This window comes from Alteraquisediminimonas sediminicola (assembly GCF_019740335.1).
In the GTDB taxonomy this organism is placed as follows: Bacteria; Pseudomonadota; Alphaproteobacteria; order Sphingomonadales; family Sphingomonadaceae; genus Alteraquisediminimonas; species Alteraquisediminimonas sediminicola.
Window position 1 is genome coordinate 107,631 of record NZ_JAHXZS010000004.1, and the last position, 22,140, is coordinate 129,770.

Annotated in this window: 22 protein-coding genes; 13 read left to right on the top strand and 9 right to left on the bottom strand. The window is 59.6% G+C overall.

Features of this window, described 5'->3' with window-relative positions; genetic code table 11:
• Positions 1-91: 91 nt before the first annotated feature.
• Positions 92-427 carry a DUF2322 family protein gene (locus tag K6117_RS09840; protein WP_221794683.1) on the bottom strand — a complete coding sequence of 112 codons (336 nt, stop codon included), beginning with the start codon at positions 425-427 and terminating at the stop codon, positions 92-94.
• Between the two features lie 379 nt (positions 428-806).
• Between K6117_RS09840 and K6117_RS09845 the strand changes: the two genes are divergently transcribed.
• The 3 genes from K6117_RS09845 to K6117_RS09855 all read left to right on the top strand — a co-directional run bounded on the left by K6117_RS09845 (position 807) and on the right by K6117_RS09855 (position 3,855).
• Complete coding sequence (locus K6117_RS09845) at positions 807-1,295, top strand: nuclear transport factor 2 family protein (protein WP_221794473.1); 489 nt, start codon at positions 807-809, stop codon at positions 1,293-1,295.
• Positions 1,296-1,322: 27 nt separating this feature from the next.
• Positions 1,323-2,072: an SDR family oxidoreductase gene (locus K6117_RS09850; RefSeq protein WP_221794474.1), complete on the top strand. Its 750-nt coding sequence runs from the start codon at positions 1,323-1,325 to the stop codon at positions 2,070-2,072.
• Positions 2,073-2,202: 130 nt separating this feature from the next.
• A complete protein-coding gene (locus tag K6117_RS09855) occupies positions 2,203-3,855 on the top strand; it encodes an FAD-dependent oxidoreductase (RefSeq protein ID WP_221794475.1) in 1,653 nt (550 codons plus the stop codon).
• Positions 3,856-3,984: 129 nt separating this feature from the next.
• Here K6117_RS09855 and K6117_RS09860 read toward each other — a convergent pair whose 3' ends face one another.
• Both K6117_RS09860 and K6117_RS09865 read right to left on the bottom strand, forming a co-directional pair.
• Positions 3,985-4,338 carry a VOC family protein gene (locus K6117_RS09860; RefSeq protein ID WP_221794476.1) on the bottom strand — a complete coding sequence of 118 codons (354 nt, stop codon included), beginning with the start codon at positions 4,336-4,338 and terminating at the stop codon, positions 3,985-3,987.
• A 195-nt stretch (positions 4,339-4,533) separates the two neighbouring features.
• Positions 4,534-6,492, bottom strand: a complete 1,959-nt coding sequence (locus tag K6117_RS09865; RefSeq protein WP_221794478.1) for an oxidoreductase — start codon at positions 6,490-6,492, stop codon at positions 4,534-4,536.
• 253 nt (positions 6,493-6,745) lie between these two features.
• Here K6117_RS09865 and K6117_RS09870 point away from each other — a divergent pair, with 253 nt between their 5' ends.
• Positions 6,746-7,438: a TetR-type transcription factor C-terminal domain-containing protein gene (locus tag K6117_RS09870; RefSeq protein WP_221794480.1), complete on the top strand. Its 693-nt coding sequence runs from the start codon at positions 6,746-6,748 to the stop codon at positions 7,436-7,438.
• 180 nt (positions 7,439-7,618) lie between these two features.
• On the top strand, positions 7,619-9,256 hold the full coding sequence (locus tag K6117_RS09875) for a flavin-containing monooxygenase (RefSeq protein ID WP_221794685.1): 1,638 nt from the start codon (positions 7,619-7,621) through the stop codon (positions 9,254-9,256).
• A gap of 39 nt (positions 9,257-9,295) precedes the next feature.
• On the opposite strand, the gene K6117_RS09880 is transcribed toward K6117_RS09875, so the two are convergent.
• Together K6117_RS09880 and K6117_RS09885 are read right to left on the bottom strand one after the other, a co-directional pair.
• Positions 9,296-9,670: a c-type cytochrome gene (locus tag K6117_RS09880; RefSeq protein WP_221794482.1), complete on the bottom strand. Its 375-nt coding sequence runs from the start codon at positions 9,668-9,670 to the stop codon at positions 9,296-9,298.
• Between the two features lie 121 nt (positions 9,671-9,791).
• Positions 9,792-10,010, bottom strand: a complete 219-nt coding sequence (locus tag K6117_RS09885) for a hypothetical protein (RefSeq protein WP_221794484.1) — start codon at positions 10,008-10,010, stop codon at positions 9,792-9,794.
• Between the two features lie 200 nt (positions 10,011-10,210).
• Here K6117_RS09885 and K6117_RS09890 point away from each other — a divergent pair, with 200 nt between their 5' ends.
• Genes K6117_RS09890 through K6117_RS09900 form a run of 3 tightly spaced genes read left to right on the top strand, consistent with a single transcriptional unit; the run spans position 10,211 to position 13,031 of the window.
• Entirely contained in the window at positions 10,211-11,263 is a 1,053-nt protein-coding gene (locus tag K6117_RS09890; protein WP_221794486.1) for a type III polyketide synthase, read from the top strand.
• Positions 11,260-11,955 (top strand): methyltransferase domain-containing protein, encoded by a 696-nt coding sequence (locus K6117_RS09895; protein ID WP_221794488.1) that lies wholly within the window; start codon positions 11,260-11,262, stop codon positions 11,953-11,955. The genes K6117_RS09890 and K6117_RS09895 overlap by 4 nt, the downstream gene beginning before the upstream one ends.
• Positions 11,943-13,031: an NAD(P)/FAD-dependent oxidoreductase gene (locus K6117_RS09900; protein ID WP_221794490.1), complete on the top strand. Its 1,089-nt coding sequence runs from the start codon at positions 11,943-11,945 to the stop codon at positions 13,029-13,031. The genes K6117_RS09895 and K6117_RS09900 overlap by 13 nt, the downstream gene beginning before the upstream one ends.
• Here K6117_RS09900 and K6117_RS09905 read toward each other — a convergent pair whose 3' ends face one another.
• Complete coding sequence (locus K6117_RS09905) at positions 13,032-13,292, bottom strand: hypothetical protein (protein WP_221794493.1); 261 nt, start codon at positions 13,290-13,292, stop codon at positions 13,032-13,034.
• Between the two features lie 135 nt (positions 13,293-13,427).
• Between K6117_RS09905 and K6117_RS09910 the strand changes: the two genes are divergently transcribed.
• From K6117_RS09910 to K6117_RS09920, 3 genes are read left to right on the top strand one after another with little or no spacing between them, the layout of a single operon-like run.
• Complete coding sequence (locus tag K6117_RS09910) at positions 13,428-14,756, top strand: Hsp70 family protein (RefSeq protein ID WP_425514702.1); 1,329 nt, start codon at positions 13,428-13,430, stop codon at positions 14,754-14,756.
• Positions 14,753-15,226 (top strand): GreA/GreB family elongation factor, encoded by a 474-nt coding sequence (locus K6117_RS09915; RefSeq protein WP_221794495.1) that lies wholly within the window; start codon positions 14,753-14,755, stop codon positions 15,224-15,226. Before K6117_RS09910 ends, K6117_RS09915 begins: the two co-directional genes overlap by 4 nt.
• Positions 15,227-15,266: 40 nt before the next feature.
• A complete protein-coding gene (locus K6117_RS09920; RefSeq protein ID WP_221794498.1) occupies positions 15,267-16,802 on the top strand; it encodes a bifunctional aminoglycoside phosphotransferase/ATP-binding protein in 1,536 nt (511 codons plus the stop codon).
• A 23-nt stretch (positions 16,803-16,825) separates the two neighbouring features.
• On the opposite strand, the gene K6117_RS09925 is transcribed toward K6117_RS09920, so the two are convergent.
• Together K6117_RS09925 and K6117_RS09930 are read right to left on the bottom strand one after the other, a co-directional pair.
• Positions 16,826-17,926: an HPP family protein gene (locus tag K6117_RS09925; protein ID WP_221794500.1), complete on the bottom strand. Its 1,101-nt coding sequence runs from the start codon at positions 17,924-17,926 to the stop codon at positions 16,826-16,828.
• 26 nt (positions 17,927-17,952) lie between these two features.
• The gene (locus K6117_RS09930; protein ID WP_221794502.1) at positions 17,953-18,408 is read right to left on the bottom strand and encodes a globin domain-containing protein; all 456 of its coding nucleotides are present in this window, start codon (positions 18,406-18,408) and stop codon (positions 17,953-17,955) included.
• Positions 18,409-18,583: 175 nt separating this feature from the next.
• Here K6117_RS09930 and K6117_RS09935 point away from each other — a divergent pair, with 175 nt between their 5' ends.
• Complete coding sequence (locus tag K6117_RS09935; RefSeq protein WP_221794503.1) at positions 18,584-20,656, top strand: transglycosylase domain-containing protein; 2,073 nt, start codon at positions 18,584-18,586, stop codon at positions 20,654-20,656.
• Between the two features lie 184 nt (positions 20,657-20,840).
• A complete protein-coding gene (locus K6117_RS09940) occupies positions 20,841-21,185 on the top strand; it encodes a DMT family transporter (protein WP_221794505.1) in 345 nt (114 codons plus the stop codon).
• A 423-nt stretch (positions 21,186-21,608) separates the two neighbouring features.
• Here K6117_RS09940 and K6117_RS09945 read toward each other — a convergent pair whose 3' ends face one another.
• The gene (locus tag K6117_RS09945) at positions 21,609-22,121 is read right to left on the bottom strand and encodes a GNAT family N-acetyltransferase (RefSeq protein WP_221794507.1); all 513 of its coding nucleotides are present in this window, start codon (positions 22,119-22,121) and stop codon (positions 21,609-21,611) included.
• Positions 22,122-22,140: the final 19 nt, after the last annotated feature.

Genomic DNA, 22,140 nt, shown 5'->3' on the forward strand with positions numbered 1-22,140 from the left:
GCAGACCTCGCTGCACCGGCGTAGGTACATGTGCCAGCTTCGGCAAAAACCCGCCTGTCAGTTCTCGAAAAAGGCTGGGCGGGCCGCCACATCAGTGGCTGATGGCGATGATGTCGATGCGCAGTGGTGTGCCGCCCGTGGCGATCGCAAAGAGGCGGTCGATATTCGGATGCGCGCCCGGACGGTTGCGTGCATCCGCCATATGCTCGGCGAACACGGCCAAGCCATGTTCGGCTGCGTTCGCGTCCAAGGTGCCAAATAGCTGATGCAGATATTGATATACGGCGAGCGAGCCTTGCTTGCCCGGTTGATTTTCGATGCTGGCGACCACCATTCCCTTGTCGTCGATAAGGTCGATGCGTTGCACGCCATCGACGGGCGGCAATTGCTGAACATTATCTTTGAATGTCATGCTTGGTTGAATCATCGTCAGCATTTGTCGAATTCCTGAGTTCATTGCGCGCGGGCATGTAACAGCTTCTTCGAATTTCCGCTATGAGGCGCGCGCAGATCGGCGCCCTATGGTCGTGATTGAGGCGCATTGCAGCCACTAGTACGGCCTGAACGAATGTCCGCTCCACGCGCGTCTGGCCCGAAAGATGGTGCGAGATTCCGGCACGTTTGTTGAGGCATTCGGCTATTTTCACACCTCTCTCTGGGCCAAATCTAAGATGGATTTTGAACGTCTCAGATGGGCGCAGATCCAGCGGGTCAGTTTATATGTGATGGCTATCATTTTATAGAGTTGTCGCTGGTGACACGCACTCTACCGTTTCAGGCTAAATATAGGCGAGGAGAAATCGAAGATGAGCGAAGCGCTGCGCGCGGCCAACTGCCAGTTGGTACGTGACTATCTCGATGCTGTGAGTTTCTGGAAACTCGACGTGATCACCGCATTGTCGACCGAAGATGTGGTCTTCGAGGTGCCGTTCTGTCCGCCTGGCTTTGAACGGGTCACGCAGGGGCGCGAGCGTTATGTTGAAGTGTTGCGACAGGCCAGCACCGTCATGATCGAGGGGCCAGAAAATCTCCATGACATCAAAGTGGATACGCTGGCTGGCGACCCCGGCGAATTGGTCGTGGAGTACAAAAGTGCGATGGTGCTGCGGTCCGGCGCGGCCTATAGCAACCGCTATCTTGCCCGGTTCACGGTGCGCGATGGACGCGTAGCGCGGTTCACAGAATATTGCGATCCCATCAGCCTTTATACGGCGATGGGTGGTCATGTCCCGCCCTTGCAGGCTCTGGCTGATAACTCGATGCTGCCGCCGCTACTCAGCACCGAAAACGCCTGACCAACTGTTCCGACGAGAGGATAAAAGATGACAAAAATACTGCTCGGCAAGACGGCACTGGTTACCGGCGGTTCGCGTGGCATTGGCCGGGCGGTCGCGCTGCGCCTCGCCAGCGATGGCGCGCGCGTGGCGGTGAATTACCGCAGCGACAAGGATGCGGCGGATGCGGTGGTGGCAGAGATTCAGGCGGCAGGGGGCGATGCCTTCGCTATATGTGCCGATATTTGCTCGCCGACAGCGATCTCGGCCATGTTTGCAGCCTTTGATGCCAAGGCCGATGGGCTGGACATTCTGGTCAATAATGCGGGCATCGGCAGCATGGCCACCCTCGCCGAGACCGACGAGGAGATATATGATCGCCAGATGCTGGTGAATACCAAGGGGCCGTTCTTCGTGACCAAGGCAGCGCTGCCGCGGCTACGCAATGGCGGTCGCATCGTGAATGTGTCCTCGATGGTGGCGCAGGTCGCTTATCCTTCTTGCATTGCTTATGCGATGAGCAAAGCGGCGGTCAATCACTTCACCCTTTCGCTGGCCGCCGAACTCGGCGCGCGCGGAATCACGGTGAACGCGGTGACGCCGGGCGCGACGATCACCGATTTCGCGCCTGACCTGTTCAACGATCCGGCGACAGTTGATTTGCTGGCGAGCCTTGCTGCGCTGAAGCGGGTAGGCCAGCCCGAAGATGTGGCCAAGGTGATTGCGATGCTTGTTGGCCCGGATGCCGTATGGGTCACCGGCCAGGTGATCGAGGCTTCGGGGGGAATGCATCTCTAAGTCCTTCGCCTAGGACTTTTTGGAGTGTCAGCCTGTGCCGGCGAAATCTACTGTAGTCCTAAATAAATAGACATGGGGCGATGGCGATTGCCAGCTGCTCCAGCAACACCGCTTATGTGGGAGATGGAAGATGACTGAAGACGTGAAATGGGATCTGGAGGCTGACGTCGTCGTTCTGGGTTCTGGCGGGGCGGCCATGACAGCAGCGATCTCTGCTTATGATTTCGGTGCCAAGGAAGTGGTCATTCTGGAAAAGACCGGAATGGTCGGCGGCACGACTGCCATGTCCGGCGGCATGCTGTGGATTCCCAACAACCATCATCAGCACGAGGCCGGGCTTGAGGATTCCGACGAAGAAGTCGTGACCTATCTCGATTCTCTTGCCCCGGGTTCGCTTGATCCTGAAACCTTGTGGTCGTTCATGCAGAATGGTCCGGAGATGCTGCGCTATCTGGCGGACAAGACGCCGGTGCGCCTCCGCGCCTTCACCGATTTCCCCGATTATCAGCCCTATTCGCCGGGCGCGAAGCCGGATGGCGGGCGTTCGCTCGACAATGAAGCCTTTTCCTTTGAACGACTTGGCAAATGGGCCGCCCGCGTGAACCCCAGCAAGATGGCGTATCCGCTGCGCGGCAGCCTGATGGAAGCGATCAGCGGCTCGCTGGACGAAGCCACCCTCGCCGAGCGCGAAGCAGGCGATTACCGTGGTCTGGGTCAGGCGCTGGCCGGGGCTCTTTTCAAGGCCGTGCTGGATCGCAACATCCCGGTTGAGTTCGAAAAGCGCGCCCGCAAGCTGGTCAAGGATGGCGATCGGATCATCGGCGTCATTGCCGAGGATGCCAATGGCCGCGACTTCCGCGTGCGCGCGCGTCGTGGCGTGGTGATCGCCACCGGCGGTTTCGAATGGAACGAAATGCTGGTCAAGGCCTTCATCCGCGGTCCGCTCACCGGTCCGGTCAGCGTGCCGGAGAACGAAGGCGACGGCCTGTTGATGGCGATCGAAGCCGGTGCACAGCTCGGCAATATGCAGAACGCGTTCTGGCAGCAGAGCGTGCTTGAATATAAGCCGCAGCACCGCAGCGCAAAGCCCAATTATCTGTTGGGATCGGACGAGCGCGCCCGTCCGGGTGCCATCCTTGTCAACAGCGCTGGCAAGCGCTTCGTGAACGAAGCCGCCAACTACAATGCCATGGGCAAGGCGCTGGTCGCTTTCGATGCCGGCAACCATACATATCCGAATCTGCCTTATTGGCTGATCATCGATCAGCGCTACAAGGACAAATACCCGGCGTTCACCTCCACGCCGGGTTCGCCGATCCCGTCCTATATGATGCAGGCCGACACGCTCGAAGAACTGGCCGAAAAGGCGGGGATTGACGCTGAAGGGCTGAAATCCACCGTGGTGCGCTTCAATGACATGGTGCGTAAGGGCCATGACGACGATTTCAATCGTGGCGACAATACCTATGACAATTTCTATATGTGGGGCGATACGGATTTCGAACCCCCTTATCGCACGCTGGGCGTGATTGATAAGGGCCCCTATTATGCCGTCAAAATGGAATCCGGCGCGCTTGGCACGTCCGGTGGTCCAAAGACCAACGCCGATGGCCAGGTGGTCGATTGGAACGGCAACCCGATCCAGGGCCTGTATGCGGCGGGTAACGTTATGTCCGCGGTGTTGGGCGAAATCTACGGTGGCGCCGGCGGGACTTTAGGCCCGGGCTTGACCTTCGGCTATATCGCTGGACGTCACCTTGGTACGCATATTTCGAACCACTGATAGTGGTTCCATGCGCCATGCCGAGCAGCGCCAAGCGCCCTGCCGGCATGGCGCAATATGCCGTCCGAGACTTTCATGACACTTCGCGTGACTGGATCGCCTTAGGGTGATCGGGCCACGCGTCAGTCGTCAACGCGGCAATGGGCTGTAGAACACCAATCCGTTGCCCTTGTTGTCATAGACGACAGCACGCCGCTCATGGGCATCATTATATGGTGCTTTGACGATCGTGCCACCGCCGGACTCGATCGCCTTTGCGGCGGCATCGACATCGGCGGTCTTGATCCCGACCACGACTTTTCCTGGCATGGGGTGGTCGATCTCCGTCGCCAGTGCGAGGGTCACCGACCCGCCATCCAGTGCGGCATATCTGGTGCCGTCGCGGAATTTCAGCGGCATGCCGAGGGTGTCCGTGTAAAAACTGATCGACTCATCCAGATTGTCGGTTGAGAGCATGATCATTCGTACATCAAGGTCACTCATTTTATCCCCTTCATCCAGTGTCTGACCCGGCGGGTGATGCCGGCACATGTGGTCGCGGGACGGCTATGGACGTGCATGGCTATTGTCCCGGTCGCCTTTCTCATTATGCCAGCCTGACGATGAACGCCAGCAGGCGACTGTCGCCCAGCAGATGTACGCGACATTCGACAGCCAATTGATGCGGTCAGGTTATTTTCAGGCGATGTTGCGGGCGGCGAGATGGCCTTCGCGAATGGCGGTCTGGAGATAGCGCGGGCTGCGCACATCGCCGACCGCAATCACCTGACCCGACCAATCGGCCAGCCCGTCGATCAGGTCGCGATTGCCCATATTGTGCGACACGAACACGATGGTGTCGGCATCAACCTCGATCGGTGCGCCGCCATAACGATGGGCGATCGTCGCCTTGCCTTCATTGATCTCTGAAAGCCGGGCATAGGTGATGAGGCGGAAATCGCCCTTGGCCAAACGTTCCAGCGCCGGTTCCGCCGACAGGCTTGGCTCCAACTTGGGCGCGAAGCTCGACAGGCCGGTGACAAAGGTTACGCCCACGCCTTTTTCGATCAGGAATTCAGCGGCTGCAACCGCCTCATAATGGCCGGTATCGTCATAAACGACGGCGCGCTTGCCCCAGTCGCGATTGCTGTTTTCGAGCAATAGATCATGGCTGGAGACGACATGGCGGCGCTCCATTCCGGCGGTGACGGTGCCGGGGCTGAGATGCTGGCGACCATCCATGCGCGGGAAGGAGCCGGTCGCGACGATCACGACGTCGGGCGCGATGTCGGCGACATCCGATGCATCGACATAGGTGCCGAGCCGGACATCGACGCCAAGGCGATAGACCTCGCGTTCCAGCCATTCGGTGATGTCGCCAATGCCCATGCGACGTGGCGCGCGGCGGGCAACGTTGACTGCGCCGCCCAATTGGGACGAGGCCTCGGCCAAAATCACGCGATGGCCCTTGGTGGCCGCGATCCGCGCGGCTTCCAACCCGGCAGGGCCGCCGCCGACGATCAGCACGGTCTTGGGGGCCTTGGTCGGCTCGATCAGGTCTTCCGAGAGCGTGGCTTCCATGCCGATGGCCGGATTGACGGTGCAGCCGATGCGCCCGACCGTGACCAGACCGCCGATGCAGCCATGGTTGCAACCGATGCAGGGGCGAACATCCTCTGGCCGACCGGCCAGAGTTTTGCGTACGATGTCCGGATCGGCAATATGGGCGCGGGTCAGTGCGACGAGGTCGGCGGCGCCTTCCTTGATGACCTGATCGGCCTCTTCCAAGGTGCGGAAACGGCCGGTGACGAGGATCGGTAGCTTGACCCCGGCGCGTACCGGCGCCGAATGCGGCACTTCATAGCCTGCAGGCTCATGCATTGCGCCGATGATCTTATGGGCATTGTAATCGGTGCCGATGGTGAGGTTGACGAAATCGATCAGGCCGCGCTCGTGGAACAGATTGGCCACGGTCGCGACATCATCCGATGTCATGCCGCCGGGCAATAATTCCGGGCTGAGCCGCACGCCGAGCGCCATATGTGTGGGCAGCATCTCGCGGACCATCGAGAGCAATTCGAGCGGCAGGCGCATCCGGTTTTCAAAGCTGCCGCCATATTCATCGGTGCGCTGATTATGCAAAGGCGACATGAACTGCTGCATCAAATAGCCATGGGCCATGTGCAGTTCGACCCCATCAAGGCCACCCGCGATGCAGTCGTTCACCCCATCGGCATAGGCTTGTTTCAATTGCGCGATTTCGGCCTTGCCCATCGGCTCGGCCTGTACGCCCAATAAGGCGCCGACGCTATCGGAGGACGACCAGGGCGGGCTGCCATTAGCCTGTGGGATTTCATTGCCGAGATGGCCGATCTGCTGGAAAATCTTCATGCCATGCGGGCGGCTGAGTTCCATCAGCTTGCGATAGCCTTCCACCAGCCCCGGCGCGCCCTGATACAGGAACGGATAGACCGAACTGCCGACCGAGAGCAGCTCAAGGATCGTGAGACCGACCCCGCCTTTGGCACGGGCGACATGATAATCGATCAGCGTATCGTTCATCGTACCGCCGCCAAGACCGGTGCCATGGCCGGTGCGGACCACGCGATTGGGGAGGGTGACAGGGCCAAGATCGATCGGGGTCAGGACATATTTCATGGCCGTGCATTCTCTCTGCTTTAAAAGGTCGGGGCGTTGCATGCCGCGTTATGATATGCAGCCATCACTATCTAGGGGGCGCGCACAACTCCATATTGTCAGAGGATTCTACTGTGGCCACGGCTATCGTCTAAACAGCGCTTGCGGTTGACCTTGGGCCTTATCGGCGGCAGGGACGTGCAGAGGCGTTCTCTCTATGGTCATTATCGACCATCAGTTTGAACTCGTACGACATGTGCAAGCGAAGAGATCTATGCCCAGCAAGAAGCCCAATGCACCCTCCAAGATTCAGTCGATCAAGGCAGAGGTCGATGCGATCAAGCGTCGGAGCATTCTTGAAGAGGCGGTGCAGCAATTCTTCGAAAATGGTTATGAAGCCACGTCGCTTGAATCAATCGCAGATGCGCTGGGCGTGACCAAGCAATTCATCTATTCGCGCTTTCGCAGCAAATCGGAACTGTTGGTGTCGATCTGCCGCGCGGGTGCGGGCGCGGCGGACAAGACGGTAGAATATAGTGCGACGCTGGAGGATGAGCCGGTCAGGCGGCTGGGCAGGATCATGCAATATTTCGTCCAATTGCAGATCGAGAATCGCCGCGAAGTCTCGCTCTATTTTCGCGAGGCGAAAAGCCTGCCGCCCGAAGAGGCATTGGCCATCGATTCGTCCAAATTGCGATTCCACCGCATGCTGTGCGGCGTGTTGAACGAGGGCAAGGACGCAGGGCTATTCGAATTTGATAATACGTCGCTGGCCGCCTCGGCTTTGGGCGGCATGGCATCATGGGCATTCTTCTGGTTCCAGCCGGAAGGGCGGTGGGAGCCGAAGTCCGTGGCGCGGCAATTGGCGGCGCTGGCGCTTAAAACCGTTGGCGTATCCGACCCTTCGCAATTTCTGGAGGCCGATCCGCAGGGACAGGATGCGCTGATATTGGGCGACCCGGCCTAAATTTCCATGCGCTTATCGGCGCGACTTTCCCATCGCCGAACATGAAATTTCCCGTCCGCAGATAGCGGCGATAGGTGTCGCGCACATCAAAATGTTCTTGACAGTGGATAAATATTCCCATCAGTATATTTTATGATTGAGACGGCCCGATATCGTGGCCGGACCTTGGGAGATTTTTCTGTGATCAATGGCGAAAAGAGCCCGGCATATGATGCCATCGTGATCGGTGCGGGCGTGACCGGCATGTATCAAACCTATTTGCTCGATCAGGCCGGAATGCGCGTCCTGGGCATCGAAGCGGGTAAAGATGTGGGCGGGACGTGGTTTTGGAACCGCTATCCGGGCTGCCGTCTCGATACCGAAAGCTATGCCTATGGCTATTTCGCGCTGAAGGGCATTCTCCCCGATTGGAATTGGAGCGAAACTTTCGCGTCCCAGCCGGAAATGCTGCGTTATTCCAATGCGGCGGCTGACAAGATGGATGTCCGCAAGCATTACAAGTTCAACACCAAGGTGGTGGCTTCCCATTATATCGATGGCGACAATGTCTGGGAGGTCACGCTCGATAATGGCGAGATGGTCACCTGCCGATATCTGATCTCGGCAACCGGGCCGTTGTCGGCCTCGCGCATGCCGGATTATAAGGGCATCGACAGCTTCAAGGGCGAATATTTCCATTCGTCGCGCTGGCCGACCGAGGCGGACGGCACGCCCAAGGGGCTGGACTTTACCGGCAAAAAGGTCGGCATCATCGGCACCGGCGCGACCGGTGTGCAGATCATTCCGATTGTCGCGAAGACTGCCAAGGATCTATACGTGTTCCAGCGCACCCCCAATTGGTGCACGCCGCTCGGCAATGCACCGCTGACCGCAGAAGAGATGGATCATATCCGTCAGCGCTATCCGACCATTCTCGAATATGTGAAGTCGACGCCGACCGCATTTCCCTATCATCGCGATACCCGCAAGGGCACCGATGTGACGGAAGCGGAGCGCAATGAATTCTTCGAGGAACTCTATGATCAGCCGGGCTATGGCATCTGGCTCAGCGGCTTCCGCGATTTGTTGCTCAGCAAGGAATCGAACAAATTCCTCGCGGACTTCATCGCCAAGAAGATCCGCGAACGGGTGAAGGACCAGAAGGTCGCAGAAACATTGATCCCGACCGACCACCCCTTCGGCGCCAAGCGCGTGCCGATGGAAACCAATTATTACGAGGCCTATAATCAGGATAACGTCCACCTCGTCGATATCCGCGCAACGCCGATTCAGGAAGTCATGTCGGATGGCATCCGGACGACGGATAATATCTACGATCTCGACGTCATCATTTTCGCCACCGGCTTCGATGCGGTTACCGGCGCGCTTGATCGGATCGACATTCGGGGCAAGGGCGGCCAGTTGTTGAAAGACGCATGGGCCGATGGCCCGTCGACGTTCCTCGGCTTGCAGGCGCGCGGCTTCCCGAATTTCTATACGCTGGTGGGGCCGCATAATGGGTCGGCATTCTGTAACGTCGGCGTGTGCGGTGGGTTGCAAGCGGAATGGGTGACGCGGATGCTGACCTATATGCGGGATTATGGCCTTAGTTTTGCAGAGCCGTCACAGGCCGCAGAAGATCAATGGACCACCGCGGTCTATGCCGATTTCGCCCGCACCTTGATGGCGGATGCCAATGCATGGTGGGTCAAGACCACGACCAAGCCCGATGGCAGCATCGTGCGCCGCACCCTTGTCTATGTCGGTGGCGGACCGGAATATCGTCGCCGCTGCGAAGAGGTCGCTTATTCCAATTATGAGGGCTTTGAGCTCGCGTAATGCGCAAGGGGCTGGCGTGCGCGCCAGCCCCGCTATTACTTAATGCTGATGCGTTTTCGCGAGGCTATCTGGCTTGGGATTGATCGTTTTCAAATAGGCAATGAAGCGATTGATTTCCGATGGCTTCCATGGCGTGGACGGCATGCCCTGATGGCCGACGTCGATCCCCTCGGCCAATGCCTCTTGCAGGCTATCGAGCGGATAATGGGTGGCCAGCGTGCGGAATGGCGGTGCGGCGGGCAGGGGGCTGTTGCCCTGTCGTTCCACAGAATGGCAATGGCTGCAACGCGCCTTGGCCAGCGCATGGCCTGCCTGAACATAGGCCTTGGATGCCGCAAAGGCCGATGGCCCAGCGAACAGACACATCACCCCGATGAGCGAAGTTGAAACGGCTTTCAATCTGTCAATTTTCATCTCAGGCGCACTCATTTCCATTGTTTGGCCTGCGACCATTGGTCACGGCATGGATTGAGGTTTAGAGTGAATGGTAGTGAAATGGAATATTTCACAGCCCGGAAATAACGGCCTGCACGCCTTAGGCGGCGAGGCGCATCTGGTGCGGGAGCTGATGTTCACCCGTGAGATTGTGCATGGATTGGCTGGCGATCAGGCGGAGGGGACTGCCCCACATGTTTGACGCTAGCATCTCAGCCCAATTTGGCTCCGACATATCATCTTCCAGCACGTCATCATCAATAAAGGCCGTGACGGCCATTGCTTGCATCAATTCGACCATGTTTTTTCCCTTCGTCATCGGGAGTAACAGTTTAAAGTTTATGCAAAGTTAATTGTATATTCCCTTCTAATATGGTGCGGAATGCGCCCCTATCGCCTTTGGTACGGGACTCGTTTGACAGGTCCGACAAAAGGGGTCAGGCTTTTGTCATCGCAATGAATCAAGAGCGGTTGTTTCAAGTTCCGCCTGTGTTGGGCCAGCTTTGTATAGGAATAGCCATGGCCGCTTATATCAATGCAATCGGCACCGCAGTGCCCGATCAGGATGTGCATCATCAATTTGTCGCTTGGGCAGAGCGCCAGTTGCAAGACCCGCGCGAACGCCGCCTGTTTGACCGGATGGTATCGCGGTCCGGGATCGAACGGCGTTGGTCTGTTCTATCGCCGGGGGAAGACGGGGCGCCTGCCTTGGGGGCAATGGACTTTTATCAAACGCCTTGGCCGTCAACGGCAGCGCGGATGGCGATCTATGCCCGCCAAGCGCCCAAGCTCGCGATCAAGGCGGTGCAGAGTTTGCCTGACGATGTGGATTTATCCCGGATCACCCATTTGGTGGTGGCAAGCTGCACCGGCTTTGTCGCGCCGGGCGTCGATCAGATTATCGCTCGCGAACTCGGCCTTGATCCGGGGGTGGAGCGGCTATTGGTCGGCTTCATGGGCTGCTATGCCGCGATTACCGCGCTGCGCACTGCGCGGCATATTGTCCGGTCGCAGGCCGATGCCAAGATATTGGTGATCTGCGTGGAGTTGAGTTCGCTCCATTTGCAGGATGTGCATGGGCTGGAGCCTTTGCTGGCGATGTTGCAATTCGGCGATGGCGCGGCCGCTGCCTTGGTCAGCGCGGACCCAAAAGGCTTGGAAATCGAAGAGACATTCACGCTCCATTTGCCAGATTCAAGCGACCTCATCTGTTGGGACATTGGTGATGCGGGGTTCATCATGCGCCTGTCCGGGGCGGTGCCGAACAAGATATTGTCCGCCTTGCAAGATCCAGAGGTTCGCAGTGCTATTGTTCATGGCGGGCCGGTAAATGATTGGGCCGTACATGCGGGTGGCCGGTCGATCCTCGATGCGGTGCAGCAGGGGCTGGAACTTGCGCCGGGTGATCTTGACGATAGCCGCGCGGTACTGCGCGACTATGGCAATATGTCGTCCGCGACGTTGATGTTCGTGCTGGCCCGCAAGCTGCAAAAACAGGGTCCGCTACAGGGTGTGGCTATGGCCTTTGGCCCGGGGATCGCCGTTGAGGGCTTTCATTACAGATCGGCATGAGGATGCTCGCCCAACGCGCCACCACCCCCGAACAGATGGACGCGCCGGACCTTGATCCGGCGGTGTATCGCGCGGTGCTGGCCGATTTGGAGCGGGTCAATCGCATGACCTTGGCCGCGCGACCGACATTGGCCTTTTTAGACCGTCTGGCGACGCGCGGGATGCGGTTGCGGATTTTGGATGTCGGTTTTGGCAATGGCGATATGCTGCGGCGGATCGCGATATGGGCGGCGCGGCGCGGGGTCATGTGCGAATTGGTCGGCATCGACCTTAATCCATCGAGCCTCACCGCCGCCCAAACGCAAACCCCCGCGCATCTGCCGATCACCTATCGGGTGGGGGATTATGCGGCGCTGGAGGCCGAGCCTTGGGATGTGGTGTTGAGCAGCCTCGTCACCCATCATATGGATGACGCAGAGCGCATCGCGTTCATCCAGTTTATGGATCGGGTCGCCTTGCGCGGCTGGTTCATCAATGATCTGCATCACCATATTCTGGCCTATCTCGGTTATCCGGTGCTGGCGCGGTTGATGGGGGTGCATCGGATCGTGCGCGAGGATGGACAATTGAGCATCGCGCGCAGTTTCGGGCCGGATGAATGGCGGGACATGCTGGCGCAAATCCCCCTTTCCGGGACGATTCAAATAGCGCGCCACTTTCCGTTTCGATTGTGCGTGTCATGCGTCCGCTGATTATCGGCGCGGGTCCGGCCGGTTGCGCGGCGGCGCTGCATCTGGCGCAGCGCGGGATTGCGCCCTTGGTGGTCGAGCAGCAGCATGTCATCGGCGATGCGATTTGCGGTGGCTTTTTAAGCTGGACGACCTTGGCGAAGCTTGATGATCTGGGCCTTGGCGCCAAGCAATTGGGCGGACCGTTGGTGACGCGATTGCGGGTGTTCGCCGATGATCGCGTGGCGTCTTTTCCATTGCCGGGGGTGGCGATGGGCCTGTCGCGCCAAAGGCTCGATCAAATGTTGGTCGATCAGGTCAAGGCGGCGGGCATTGAGGTGCGGTTTGGCACCAAGGCGCAGCATTTGGCACCGGGCGAGGTCCAGCTTGCGGATGGGGAGGTCTTGACGGCGGAGATGATTTTTCTCGCCAATGGCAAGCATGATGTGCGCGGGTTTAACCGCCCTGCCGATGGTGCGGGGGGCGATCCGTTTCTGGGGCTAAGGTTCCGGCTGACGCCTGCGCCGGTATTGGCCGAAATGGTCGGCGATGCGATTGAGCTGCATGTCTTTGCGGGCGGTTATATCGGGATTAATGTGCAGGAAGACGGCAGCCTGAATTGCTGCCTCGCGGTGCGGAAAAGTCGTTATGCACGCGCGGGCAACAGCCTTGATCAATTGCTGGATCAATGGGGGCGGCGCAATCCGGCCTTGGCGGCGCGGGTGAACGCATCGCCGCGCTTGGGCCGGACCGATGCGATTGGTCATTTGCTGTATGGCTGGTGGACGGCGGACACCTTGCCCGGCATTTTCCGGCTGGGCGATCAGGCGGGGGTGATCCCGTCGCTTGCGGGCGAGGGGATCGGCCTTGCCCTCACCAGTGGTGAAATGGCGGCACGTTATGCCGTCGCGGGTGGGGCAGCGGCGGCCCCTGATTATCAACACGCGCTGGCGGCTAAATTACGAGGCCCGTTTCGCTGGGCGGGGTTGATGCAGCAGATGGCAGGATCGTCGGTCGGGGCCGCATGGCCCTTGACGGTGCTGGAAAAGCTGCCCGGCCTTGCCCGCTGGCTCTTCACCCGGACTCGCATTCATCCTTGATCAGTCATCGTCCAGTCGGGCGGCAAGATCCATGAAATTGCGCGCGGCGTCTTGTTCGGCAGGGTCTTTGAACGCCACATCCAGATCGGGTGCCGCGCCGAGCATGTACATCAACGCCCAAAGGCCAAAGCGTCTGCCAGAGTCTGTTTCCAGCCCGAAATCGACCCGGACCCGTTCCAGCCCGGAATCCAGTGTTTCCTGTTTCATGCTGACGATATCGGCGTGTCCGAAATAGCGGACGAGAAGGTCTTGAAAGTCCATCTTGCCGCTCTAGCCCGATTTGCCGGACCAGCCACCCCTTTTCTTGCCCCCCCAAGGGTGTTTGGGCAGTTGCTTGCGCGCCGCTCCGCTGTCATAGGCGCCGGTCCCCCGGGCCAGTATCGGACGCCCGGCTTCATGGATGAGATGATGGTGAACCCTGTGACTGGCCGCGCGTTGGGCCTTGATTTCGGCACGACCAATTCAGTGGTGGCGATTGCGGATGCAGGCGGGGAATCCCATCTCGTCGATTTCAAGGGACCAAATGGGGCGGGGCCGGTGTTTCGCTCGGCCCTGTGCTTTTGGCAGGATGGGGATGTGCGCGGCGGTATCGCGCATGAGGCCGGGCCATGGGCGATCGATGAATTTCTCGAATTTCCGCAGGGCAGCCGCTTTCTTCAGTCGTTCAAATCGGTCGCGGCGAGCGCCAGCTTTGAAACGGCCAATATCTTTGAAAAACGGATGCGGTTCGAACAATTGGGCCATGTGTTTCTTGAACATTTCCTTGCCCATGGCGGCAAGGCGCTGGCCGATTTGCCGGATCGGGTGATCGTCGGGCGGCCCGTGCAATATGTCGGCAACCGGCCCGATGCGGTGCTGGCGCGCACGCGTTATGATCTGATGTTCGCCTTGTTCAAGCGCGAGGTGCATTATGTGTATGAACCTCTGGGCGCGGCGTTCAGCTTTGCATCAAGGCTGGATCGGCCCGCGACCTTGCTGGTCGCCGATTTCGGCGGCGGGACGAGCGATTTTTCGGTGGTGCGGATTGAGGCGCCGGGCGCGGCGCAGCGCTGCACGCCGCTGAGTTCGGCGGGGATCGGCATTGCGGGCGATCGGTTCGATTATCGCATCATGGATCATCTCGTGCTGCCGATGCTGGGCAAGGGGGGCAGCTATCGCTCGTTTGACAAATTGCTGGAAATCCCGGCGGGGCATTTCAGCGATTTTGGCGATTGGTCGCGGCTCGCGCTGATGCGCAATCGGCGGACCTTGGAAGAATTGGCGCGGTTGCAACATAGCGCCGTCGACCCGGCGGCGATTGGCCGGATGATCGCGGTGGTCGAAAATGAGCTTGGATTTTCGCTCTATGATGCGGTCGGCCAGTTGAAGCGGACCTTGTCGAGCGAGGATCATGCGCCATTCCATTTCAGCGGCGCAGGGCTGGACATCCATGCCGAGGTCAGCCGCGCGACCTTTGAGGGCTGGATCGCGGAAGACCTCGCCCGCATTGCTGAGACCGTCGATCAGGCGCTCAGCAAGGCGCAGTTGACGGCGGACGGGATCGATCATGTGTTTTTGACCGGCGGGTCGTCGCTGATCCCCGCAGTGCGACGGATTTTCGAGCAACGCTTCGGTGCGGACAAACTCGACAGCGGCAATGAATTGACGTCTATTGCCCATGGGCTGGCGTTGATCGGGCAGGAACCGAATATCGCCGAATGGGCCGTGCAGGAGAATGCGCAATGAGCGTCGCCTTTCGCCGTGATAGCGATGAGGAACATCTTGAACCGAAATTCGAGATCCCGATCCCGCCCGGCCCCAATCTGGTGACGCGGCGCGGGCTGGCGCAGATCCGGGCGCGGTGCGCGGCGGTGGAGGCATTGTTGCCGACATTGACCGAAGACGCCGCGATTGCCGAGGCCAAGCGCGATTTGCGATATTGGACGACGCGCCAGTCCACGGCGCAATTGGTGCCGGACCCGAATGGAGAGAAGGTCGAACTGGGTTGTCGGGTGCGCTTTACCCTGAAGGGCAAGGAACGGACGGTGCAGATCGTCGGTGATGATGAGGCCGAACCGGCGCAGGGGCTGTTGTCTTTTTCCGCGCCATTGAGCCGGGCCTTATTGGGGGCCGAGCCGGGCGAGATCATGCCGTTCGCGGGCGATGAGGAGGCGATAGAGATTATCGCCATCGACGTACCGGACAACGCGGTTTAAGCTATCCCCCTCCAGCCAATGAGGGAGGGGCGCGCAAGCGATGTCAGCGGATGACGATCAGGCCGAGGTAATAAAGTTCTTTGCGTCGGGCGCGGCATTTGAGGGGCATCCGGTGGTGCGCCGCATCGATACCCATGGGGCGACGGTATTCCTGACCGCTGATCGCGCGTGGAAGCTGAAACGCGCGGTGCGGTTTAATTATCTCGATTTCTCGACGGCGGCGCGGCGACGCGCGGTGCTGGAAACCGAACTGCACCTCAATCGCCGCACCGCGCCTGCGCTATATCGCGCGGTGCATCCGATCACGCGCGGGGCGGATGGGGATTTGCACATCGGCGGGTCGGGCGCGGCGGTGGATTGGGTGCTGGAGATGGTCCGCTTTCCCGATGGGGCCTTGTTGAGCGAGATCGTCGATCAGGTCGGGCTGGCCGATGAACTACTGCTGCGCCTTGCCGATCATGTGGTGGCGTTTCACCGCGATGCACCGATTCATCAAGGCGATACGGGCAGCACAAGATTTCGACGCGCGGTGGAGGGCAATGTCTCGAGCCTTGCCGTGGTGGGCGATATATTCGACCCTGCAATGGTCGCGACATTGGTGGCGGGGTTGCGCGATGCGACCGAACATCATGCGGCCTTGCTGGATCAACGGGCGGTGATGGGGCGGGTGCGGCATCTGCATGGCGATCTCCACCTCCATAATATCGCGCTGATCGATGGCGGGCCGACGCCATTTGACTGCCTTGAGTTCGATGAAGATCTTGCCACCATCGACACGCTGTATGATCTGGCCTTTTTGCTGATGGACCTGTGGCATCGCGATTTGCACCGCGCGGCCAATCTCATCTTCAATCGCTATCTCGATCTGATGGCCGAGGATGAAGCGGGTATCGCCTTGATGCCCTTGTTCCTTGCCCTGCGGGCGACGATCCGCGCCCATGTCATGGCGCAACAGGCCGCGCGGCACCCGGATGATCCGACATTATTGGCGCAGGCTCAGGATTTTCTGGCGTTGGCGCTGCATTCTCTGGACCCGGTGAAGCCCCGATTAATCGCGGTGGGGGGATTATCGGGCAGCGGCAAGACCACGCTCGCGCAAGCCTTGGCCTGTGATCTTGGGCGCGCTCCGGGGGCGCGGTTGTTGCGGAGCGATGTGTTGCGCAAGCGCTTGGCCGGGGTCGCGCCCGAAACACGGCTGGGACCAGCGGCTTATGCCAAGGGCAGCAGTACGGCGGTCTATGCCCATCTCTACGCGCTGGCGGCGGCGGCGCTGGGTCAACAACAGGCGGTCATCGCCGATGCGGTCTTTGCGCTGCCAAAGGAACGCGCGGCGATTGCAGCGGTCGGGCAACAAATGGAGGTCGAGACGGTCGGCATCTGGCTTGATAGCGGGGAGGCGATGCGCGTGGCGCGGGTCAATGCCCGCTTTGGCGATGCCTCGGATGCGGACGCGACCATTGCCGCTGCCCAATCAAAGATCCAAGTCGGGCCGCTGGCGGATTGGCGCGTGCTGGATGCGACCGGCGGGGCGGATGAGGTCGCCAATCGCGCGCGCCGCGCCCTTGGCTGGGGCTAAGGCGAACCGTTCAGGCACCCCGTTCAGGCGCGCTGGGCCGCCGCGATTGCGGGACGCAGCCCACCCTGCCAAAGGGCCGCGAGCAGGTCCGTCTGGGTGATGATGCCCATAAGTCGCCCCGTCTTGTCCGTCACCAAGACCTGATGCACCGCGCCCCCCGCCAAAATGGGGAGCAGTTCTTCAATCTCCATCTCCGGTCGGGCCGTGGCGACGGATCGGCGCATCTTTTGGCTGAGACGGGTTTTGCTGGCCGGGTTCAGATCGCCCAATTCGATCAGACCCTGCACCTGATAGCGGCTATCCACCACCGGCATCGCCAGCAAATGCAGCGCTCGCATTTTCGCATAAGCCGCATCGATCCGATCATCGACATGGCCGCAAACAATATCGCGCGACATGATATCGGCGCAGTCGATCCGGCGATGGCGATGCAGGCGACGATGGGCGCGGGCTTCGGCACGGCGGAACACGGCGTGCAGATCTTCCGGGTTGATGTCGAGCACTTCGCCATGATCGGCTAGCGCATCGTCGATATCGGCGGTGGTAAAGCCGATCCGCTCCAAAGGCGGCAGATCGATGGTGCCATGGAGATTGGTCGCGCTCGGCACGGCCCGGTGCGGATAATCATGGCGCGTGGCCTTGTGGAACAACCACCCGCAGGCCAGCAGCAACAAGGAATTAAGCCCGACCGGGATAAAGGCAAAGGACCAGCCCGCCGCCGTCACCGCCGGTCCGCCGATCACCGAGGTCAACGCCACCGCGCCACCGGGCGGGTGCAGGCAATTGGCGAGGCTCATCACGATGATCGCCCCTGCCACCGCCAAGGCTGCGGCCAATATCGGATCGGGGCAGATCAGATAGGCGGCATGGCCCGCCAGCGCCGACAGCATATTGCCGCCGACGATCGACCAAGGCTGGGCCAAAGGACTGGCCGGCACGGCGAACAACAACACCGCCGATGCACCCATCGGCGCGATGAGAAAGGGGAGGGAGGCGAGATCATGCTGGAGCCACAAGCGGCAGGTAAAGCCGGTCAGCAACAGGCCCAATAACGCGCCCAATGCAGATCGACCCCAGCCATGACGGCCTATCAACGGCATGAAATTGCCGCGGCGCTCGGTCATCTGTCTCGCCTCCCCCTGATTGACGTTTAGGCGGCTTCGGTTTCCCGCTCTTCGTAGTATTCGCTTTCCTTGCCGATCAGAATGTCAGCGAGGAACCAATAGGCTTCGCCCCATGCGTTCAGCACTTCATCCGTGGCGGCATCGCCCAAGACGTCGCGGATCGCGGGCAGCAGGGCTTCGGCTACCAATGGATAATGTTCAGCCTTTACACCGGTTTCGACATGGCGGGCAACCATGCGCGCAACCGGGGCGGAGAGGTTTTCGAGCTTGTCGATATTCTGGGCATAGCCAAGGATCGCCCCCGCCAGCCGCTTTGGCTGTTCGCCGCTTGCCTGTGCCGATTGATCGAACATCGCCTTTACCTCTTCGTTCTCGAACAGGCGTTCATACATACGCGTGGTGATGGCAACGCCATGCTGTTGCAATGCGGTACCCGTCGATTTGACGATAAAGATGGTCTTGGCAGAGAGCGGCTTGGTCATGCGTGGTCCTTTGTCATGCAAGAGAAGTGATGCGGACAGGCGCATAATGCCATTTGTTATAAGATGCAAATAAAATGTATCTTTAAATAGCCGGATTGGTTTTTGCGCCCGACCAAGCGCGATCAAGCCCGCAAAGGGCGTTTCAGCATCTCGCGATTTGATGTAGTCAGGCGTCATGAACGACAATCGGTACGCGGATCGCCATATCATCAGACCCAGTGCATTGGCATGGCTGCCGCATGATGCGCCGATCTGGCTGGCGCAAATCGCGGATCGTCTTGTCCTGCTTTATGACCGTTTCCGGATATATATCACGGGCCGTAGCCGTGGCTGGTGGCGGTTCCGTGTGTTGGCCGGATTGGGGCTGGTCTTTGGGCTGTTGTTGCTGTGGCTGGCAATCACTGCGCCGCTCAGTCGTTCGCTCCAGCCGATTGCGCCGCCGCGCTTGACGTTGCTGGCAATAAATGGCGAGCCGATCGCCCAAAGCGGCGCGATCATTGATAAGCCTGTGCGGATGTCGGATTTGCCGCCGCATGTGAAACAGGCATTCATGGCGATCGAGGATCGGCGGTTTGAGAGCCATTGGGGGATTGATCCGCGCGGCATTGCACGGGCGACATGGGCGAATGTGATGGGCGGCGGCGTGCGTCAGGGCGGATCGACCATCACTCAGCAATTGGCCAAGATCACCTTTTTATCGCCGGAACGCAGCCTGTCGCGCAAGGCGCATGAGGTGTTGATCGCCTTCTGGCTGGAGGCGCGGCTGACGAAGGATGAAATCCTCGAACGCTATCTCTCCAATGTCTATTTCGGCGACAATATCTATGGCTTGCGCGCCGCATCGCGTCATTATTTCTCGCGCCAGCCGGAAAAATTGAGCCTGTCGCAGGCGGCGATGCTGGCGGGGTTGGTGCAGGCGCCATCCCGGCTTGCGCCGACGACCAATCCCAAGGGAGCGGCGGCGCGCGCGCAGATGGTGCTGAATGCCATGGCGGATGCGGGCTATATCAGCGCGGCCAAGGCGGCATCGACCGCGATGGCACAAGTGGATATGGGCAATATCGGCAATTCCAACCTGCCCAATGGCACCTATTTCGCCGATTGGGCGATGCCGCAAGCGCGCGAAGCAACCGAGGGCGGCTATGGCGATGAGAAAATCCGCACCACCCTTGATGCGCGGTTGCAGCGACTGGCGGAACAATCGGTGCGCCGCGCCGGGCTGGGCCGCGCACAGGTCGCTTTGGTCGCGATGCGCCGCGATGGCGAGGTGGTGGCGATGGTCGGCGGGCGCAATTATCGCGATTCCAGCTTCAACCGCGCCACCATGGCACAGCGCCAGCCGGGATCGACGTTCAAGCTGTTCGTCTATCTCGCGGCGCTGCGCCAAGGCATGACGCCCGAGACGAAAATTTCGAACGCACCGATGCTGACCGGCACATATCGTCCGCAAAATGCGGGCGATCATTATGGCGAGATGATCAGCCTGCGCGAGGCGTTTGCGCGATCGAGCAATGTCGCGGCGGTGCGCTTGTATCAGCGTGTGGGTCCGGGGCCGGTGCTGCAAGTGGCGCGGGAGATGGGTGTGCGTAGCCCGCTTGCGCCAACGCCGAGCCTGGCGCTGGGGACGTCCACAATGAACTTGCTGGAACTGACCGCCGCTTATGCCGGTGTGGCCGCCAATCATTGGCCGGTCGAACCACATGCGATCCGGCAGGAGGCGAAAGGGATTATTTCGCGGATTTGGGATGGTAAAAGGTCGCTCAATGGCCGGGTGCATGCAGAAATGCTCGATCTGTTGCGGGCGGTGGTGCAGCAAGGCACGGGCCGTCGCGCCGCATTGGACATCGCCACTTATGGCAAGACCGGGACCAGCCAGAACAATCGCGATGCGCTGTTTATCGGCTTTGCCGATGATCTGGTGGTCGGCGTCTGGATCGGCAATGATGACGACACGCCGTTGAATAATATCAGCGGCAGCGGCATGCCCGCCCGCATCTGGCGCAATTTCATGGCACAGGCCGTCAAGGGCGCAAAACGCGCGTCTGCGACAGTGAAAACCGACACGCCAGAGGAGAATGCGGCCTTGCCGCTTGATCTGCCGGTGCTGGAAGAGAACGCAGTGCCATTGGATGCAAATGTCGCGACCGTGACAGAACCGGAACTGGGCGCACCGGTTGCGGCGGAACCTTCGCCGCCAGAATTGGGTGCGCCATCGCAGATTGTTGCGCCCGCCGCCGTGGCGCCATAATCGGCGGCCAGACGGCCTGATGAGGCGTCATTCTCATCGGACTGACTAGGCATTGCAATAGGTCCAGCCCCTAAGGATTTGACCGAATATCATTTCTGGTCAACGTTCGCGCCCGATGTCGGGGCCTAATTTTAGGGCGGGGTGAAATCACTCCAATAATAAAAACCGACCGAGGAGAGAGAGCATGGGGACAATTGCGGGTATTTCCGTCAAGGTAATCGCGTTTTTCATTTTTATCGTCATCACCCAGATTGCCGGATCATCGATGTTGGCGAAGACGGATGGTTTTCGCGTGCCGGTCTGGACCGCCGCCTGTCTGGTGACCTATTTCTTCTCCTTTTGGGCGATGGCCGATGTGATCCGTCAGGGCGTGCCGTTAAGCCTGTTGATCCCGCTGATGGCCGCGATTGTGCCGCTGGTGGTGATCAGCATCGGCGTCTTCGTCTTTGGTGAAGCCGCATCTTTTACCAAGATTGCCGTGTTGAGCGCGGCCTGCATCGCTGTCGGCCTTGCCAGCGGGATGAAATAATATTGGTCTGGGCGTCGCGCATGATCTGTGCGCGACGTCGATCAGGCATTGCCTGATGGCCATATAATATCTGTATAATATCTGTCGGGAATGCTGTGAATTTATCTGGCATGTCCCGCGACACCAGCCCTCAAGGATAATGTTGATCCGGGGTCGAGACATCCAAATTCGCGGGCGAATTTTTCAATCATCTTACCGCCTGTGATCAACCAGCATGAGGCGCTGGTGTCGCGTTGGCATGTCCCTCTCCCATGCCCTTGGAGCCTTTTATGCTTATCGTCCTGATTAACGGGATCGACCGGAGCGGCTCTCAAATTCACTTGAGAAGCGTAATTGCAATCCCGCATGCATGAGTCAATCAAGCAAATGCAGATTTTGCATATGTGGATGCTTATCCTTGGATGCGTTGCACGAATGCCACAGTTACAGCACGGCCTCCAGCAAGACCAAGCTCGGGTCTTCCGGATAAGGCGAGGCGGTGAAGCCCATTTCGCGTTCAAGGTCGATGGCGGCGTGATTCTCGCGACTTTCGATCGATTGTAATTTCTTGATCCCGGCATCCTTCGCATAATGGGCGACATGTTCAAGCAGGGTCCAGGCAATGCCCTTGCCGCGCATATCGCTGCGAATCGAGATCGCGACTTCGGCGGTGTTGAGCGCCTTGTCCGCCGCGAGCATCGCATTGGCGACGATCAGCTTGGTCTCCGGATCAAAGGCGATAAGGTCTTCGGTCTGGCGATGATCGACCTGCGTCATCGCACCGATCTGCGCCTGTCCCACCTGCTGGATCGGGCTGAGAAAGCGGAAACGCAGATCATCGGGCGATACATGGGCGAAAAACGCCTTTAACGCGGCCTTATCCTCTGGCCCTGCTGGCCGCACATGAAATTTGAAACCGGTGCGGGTGTGCAGATCGGCAGTTCCCTTGATGCTCATCTTGATGCTCCTTGTTGCG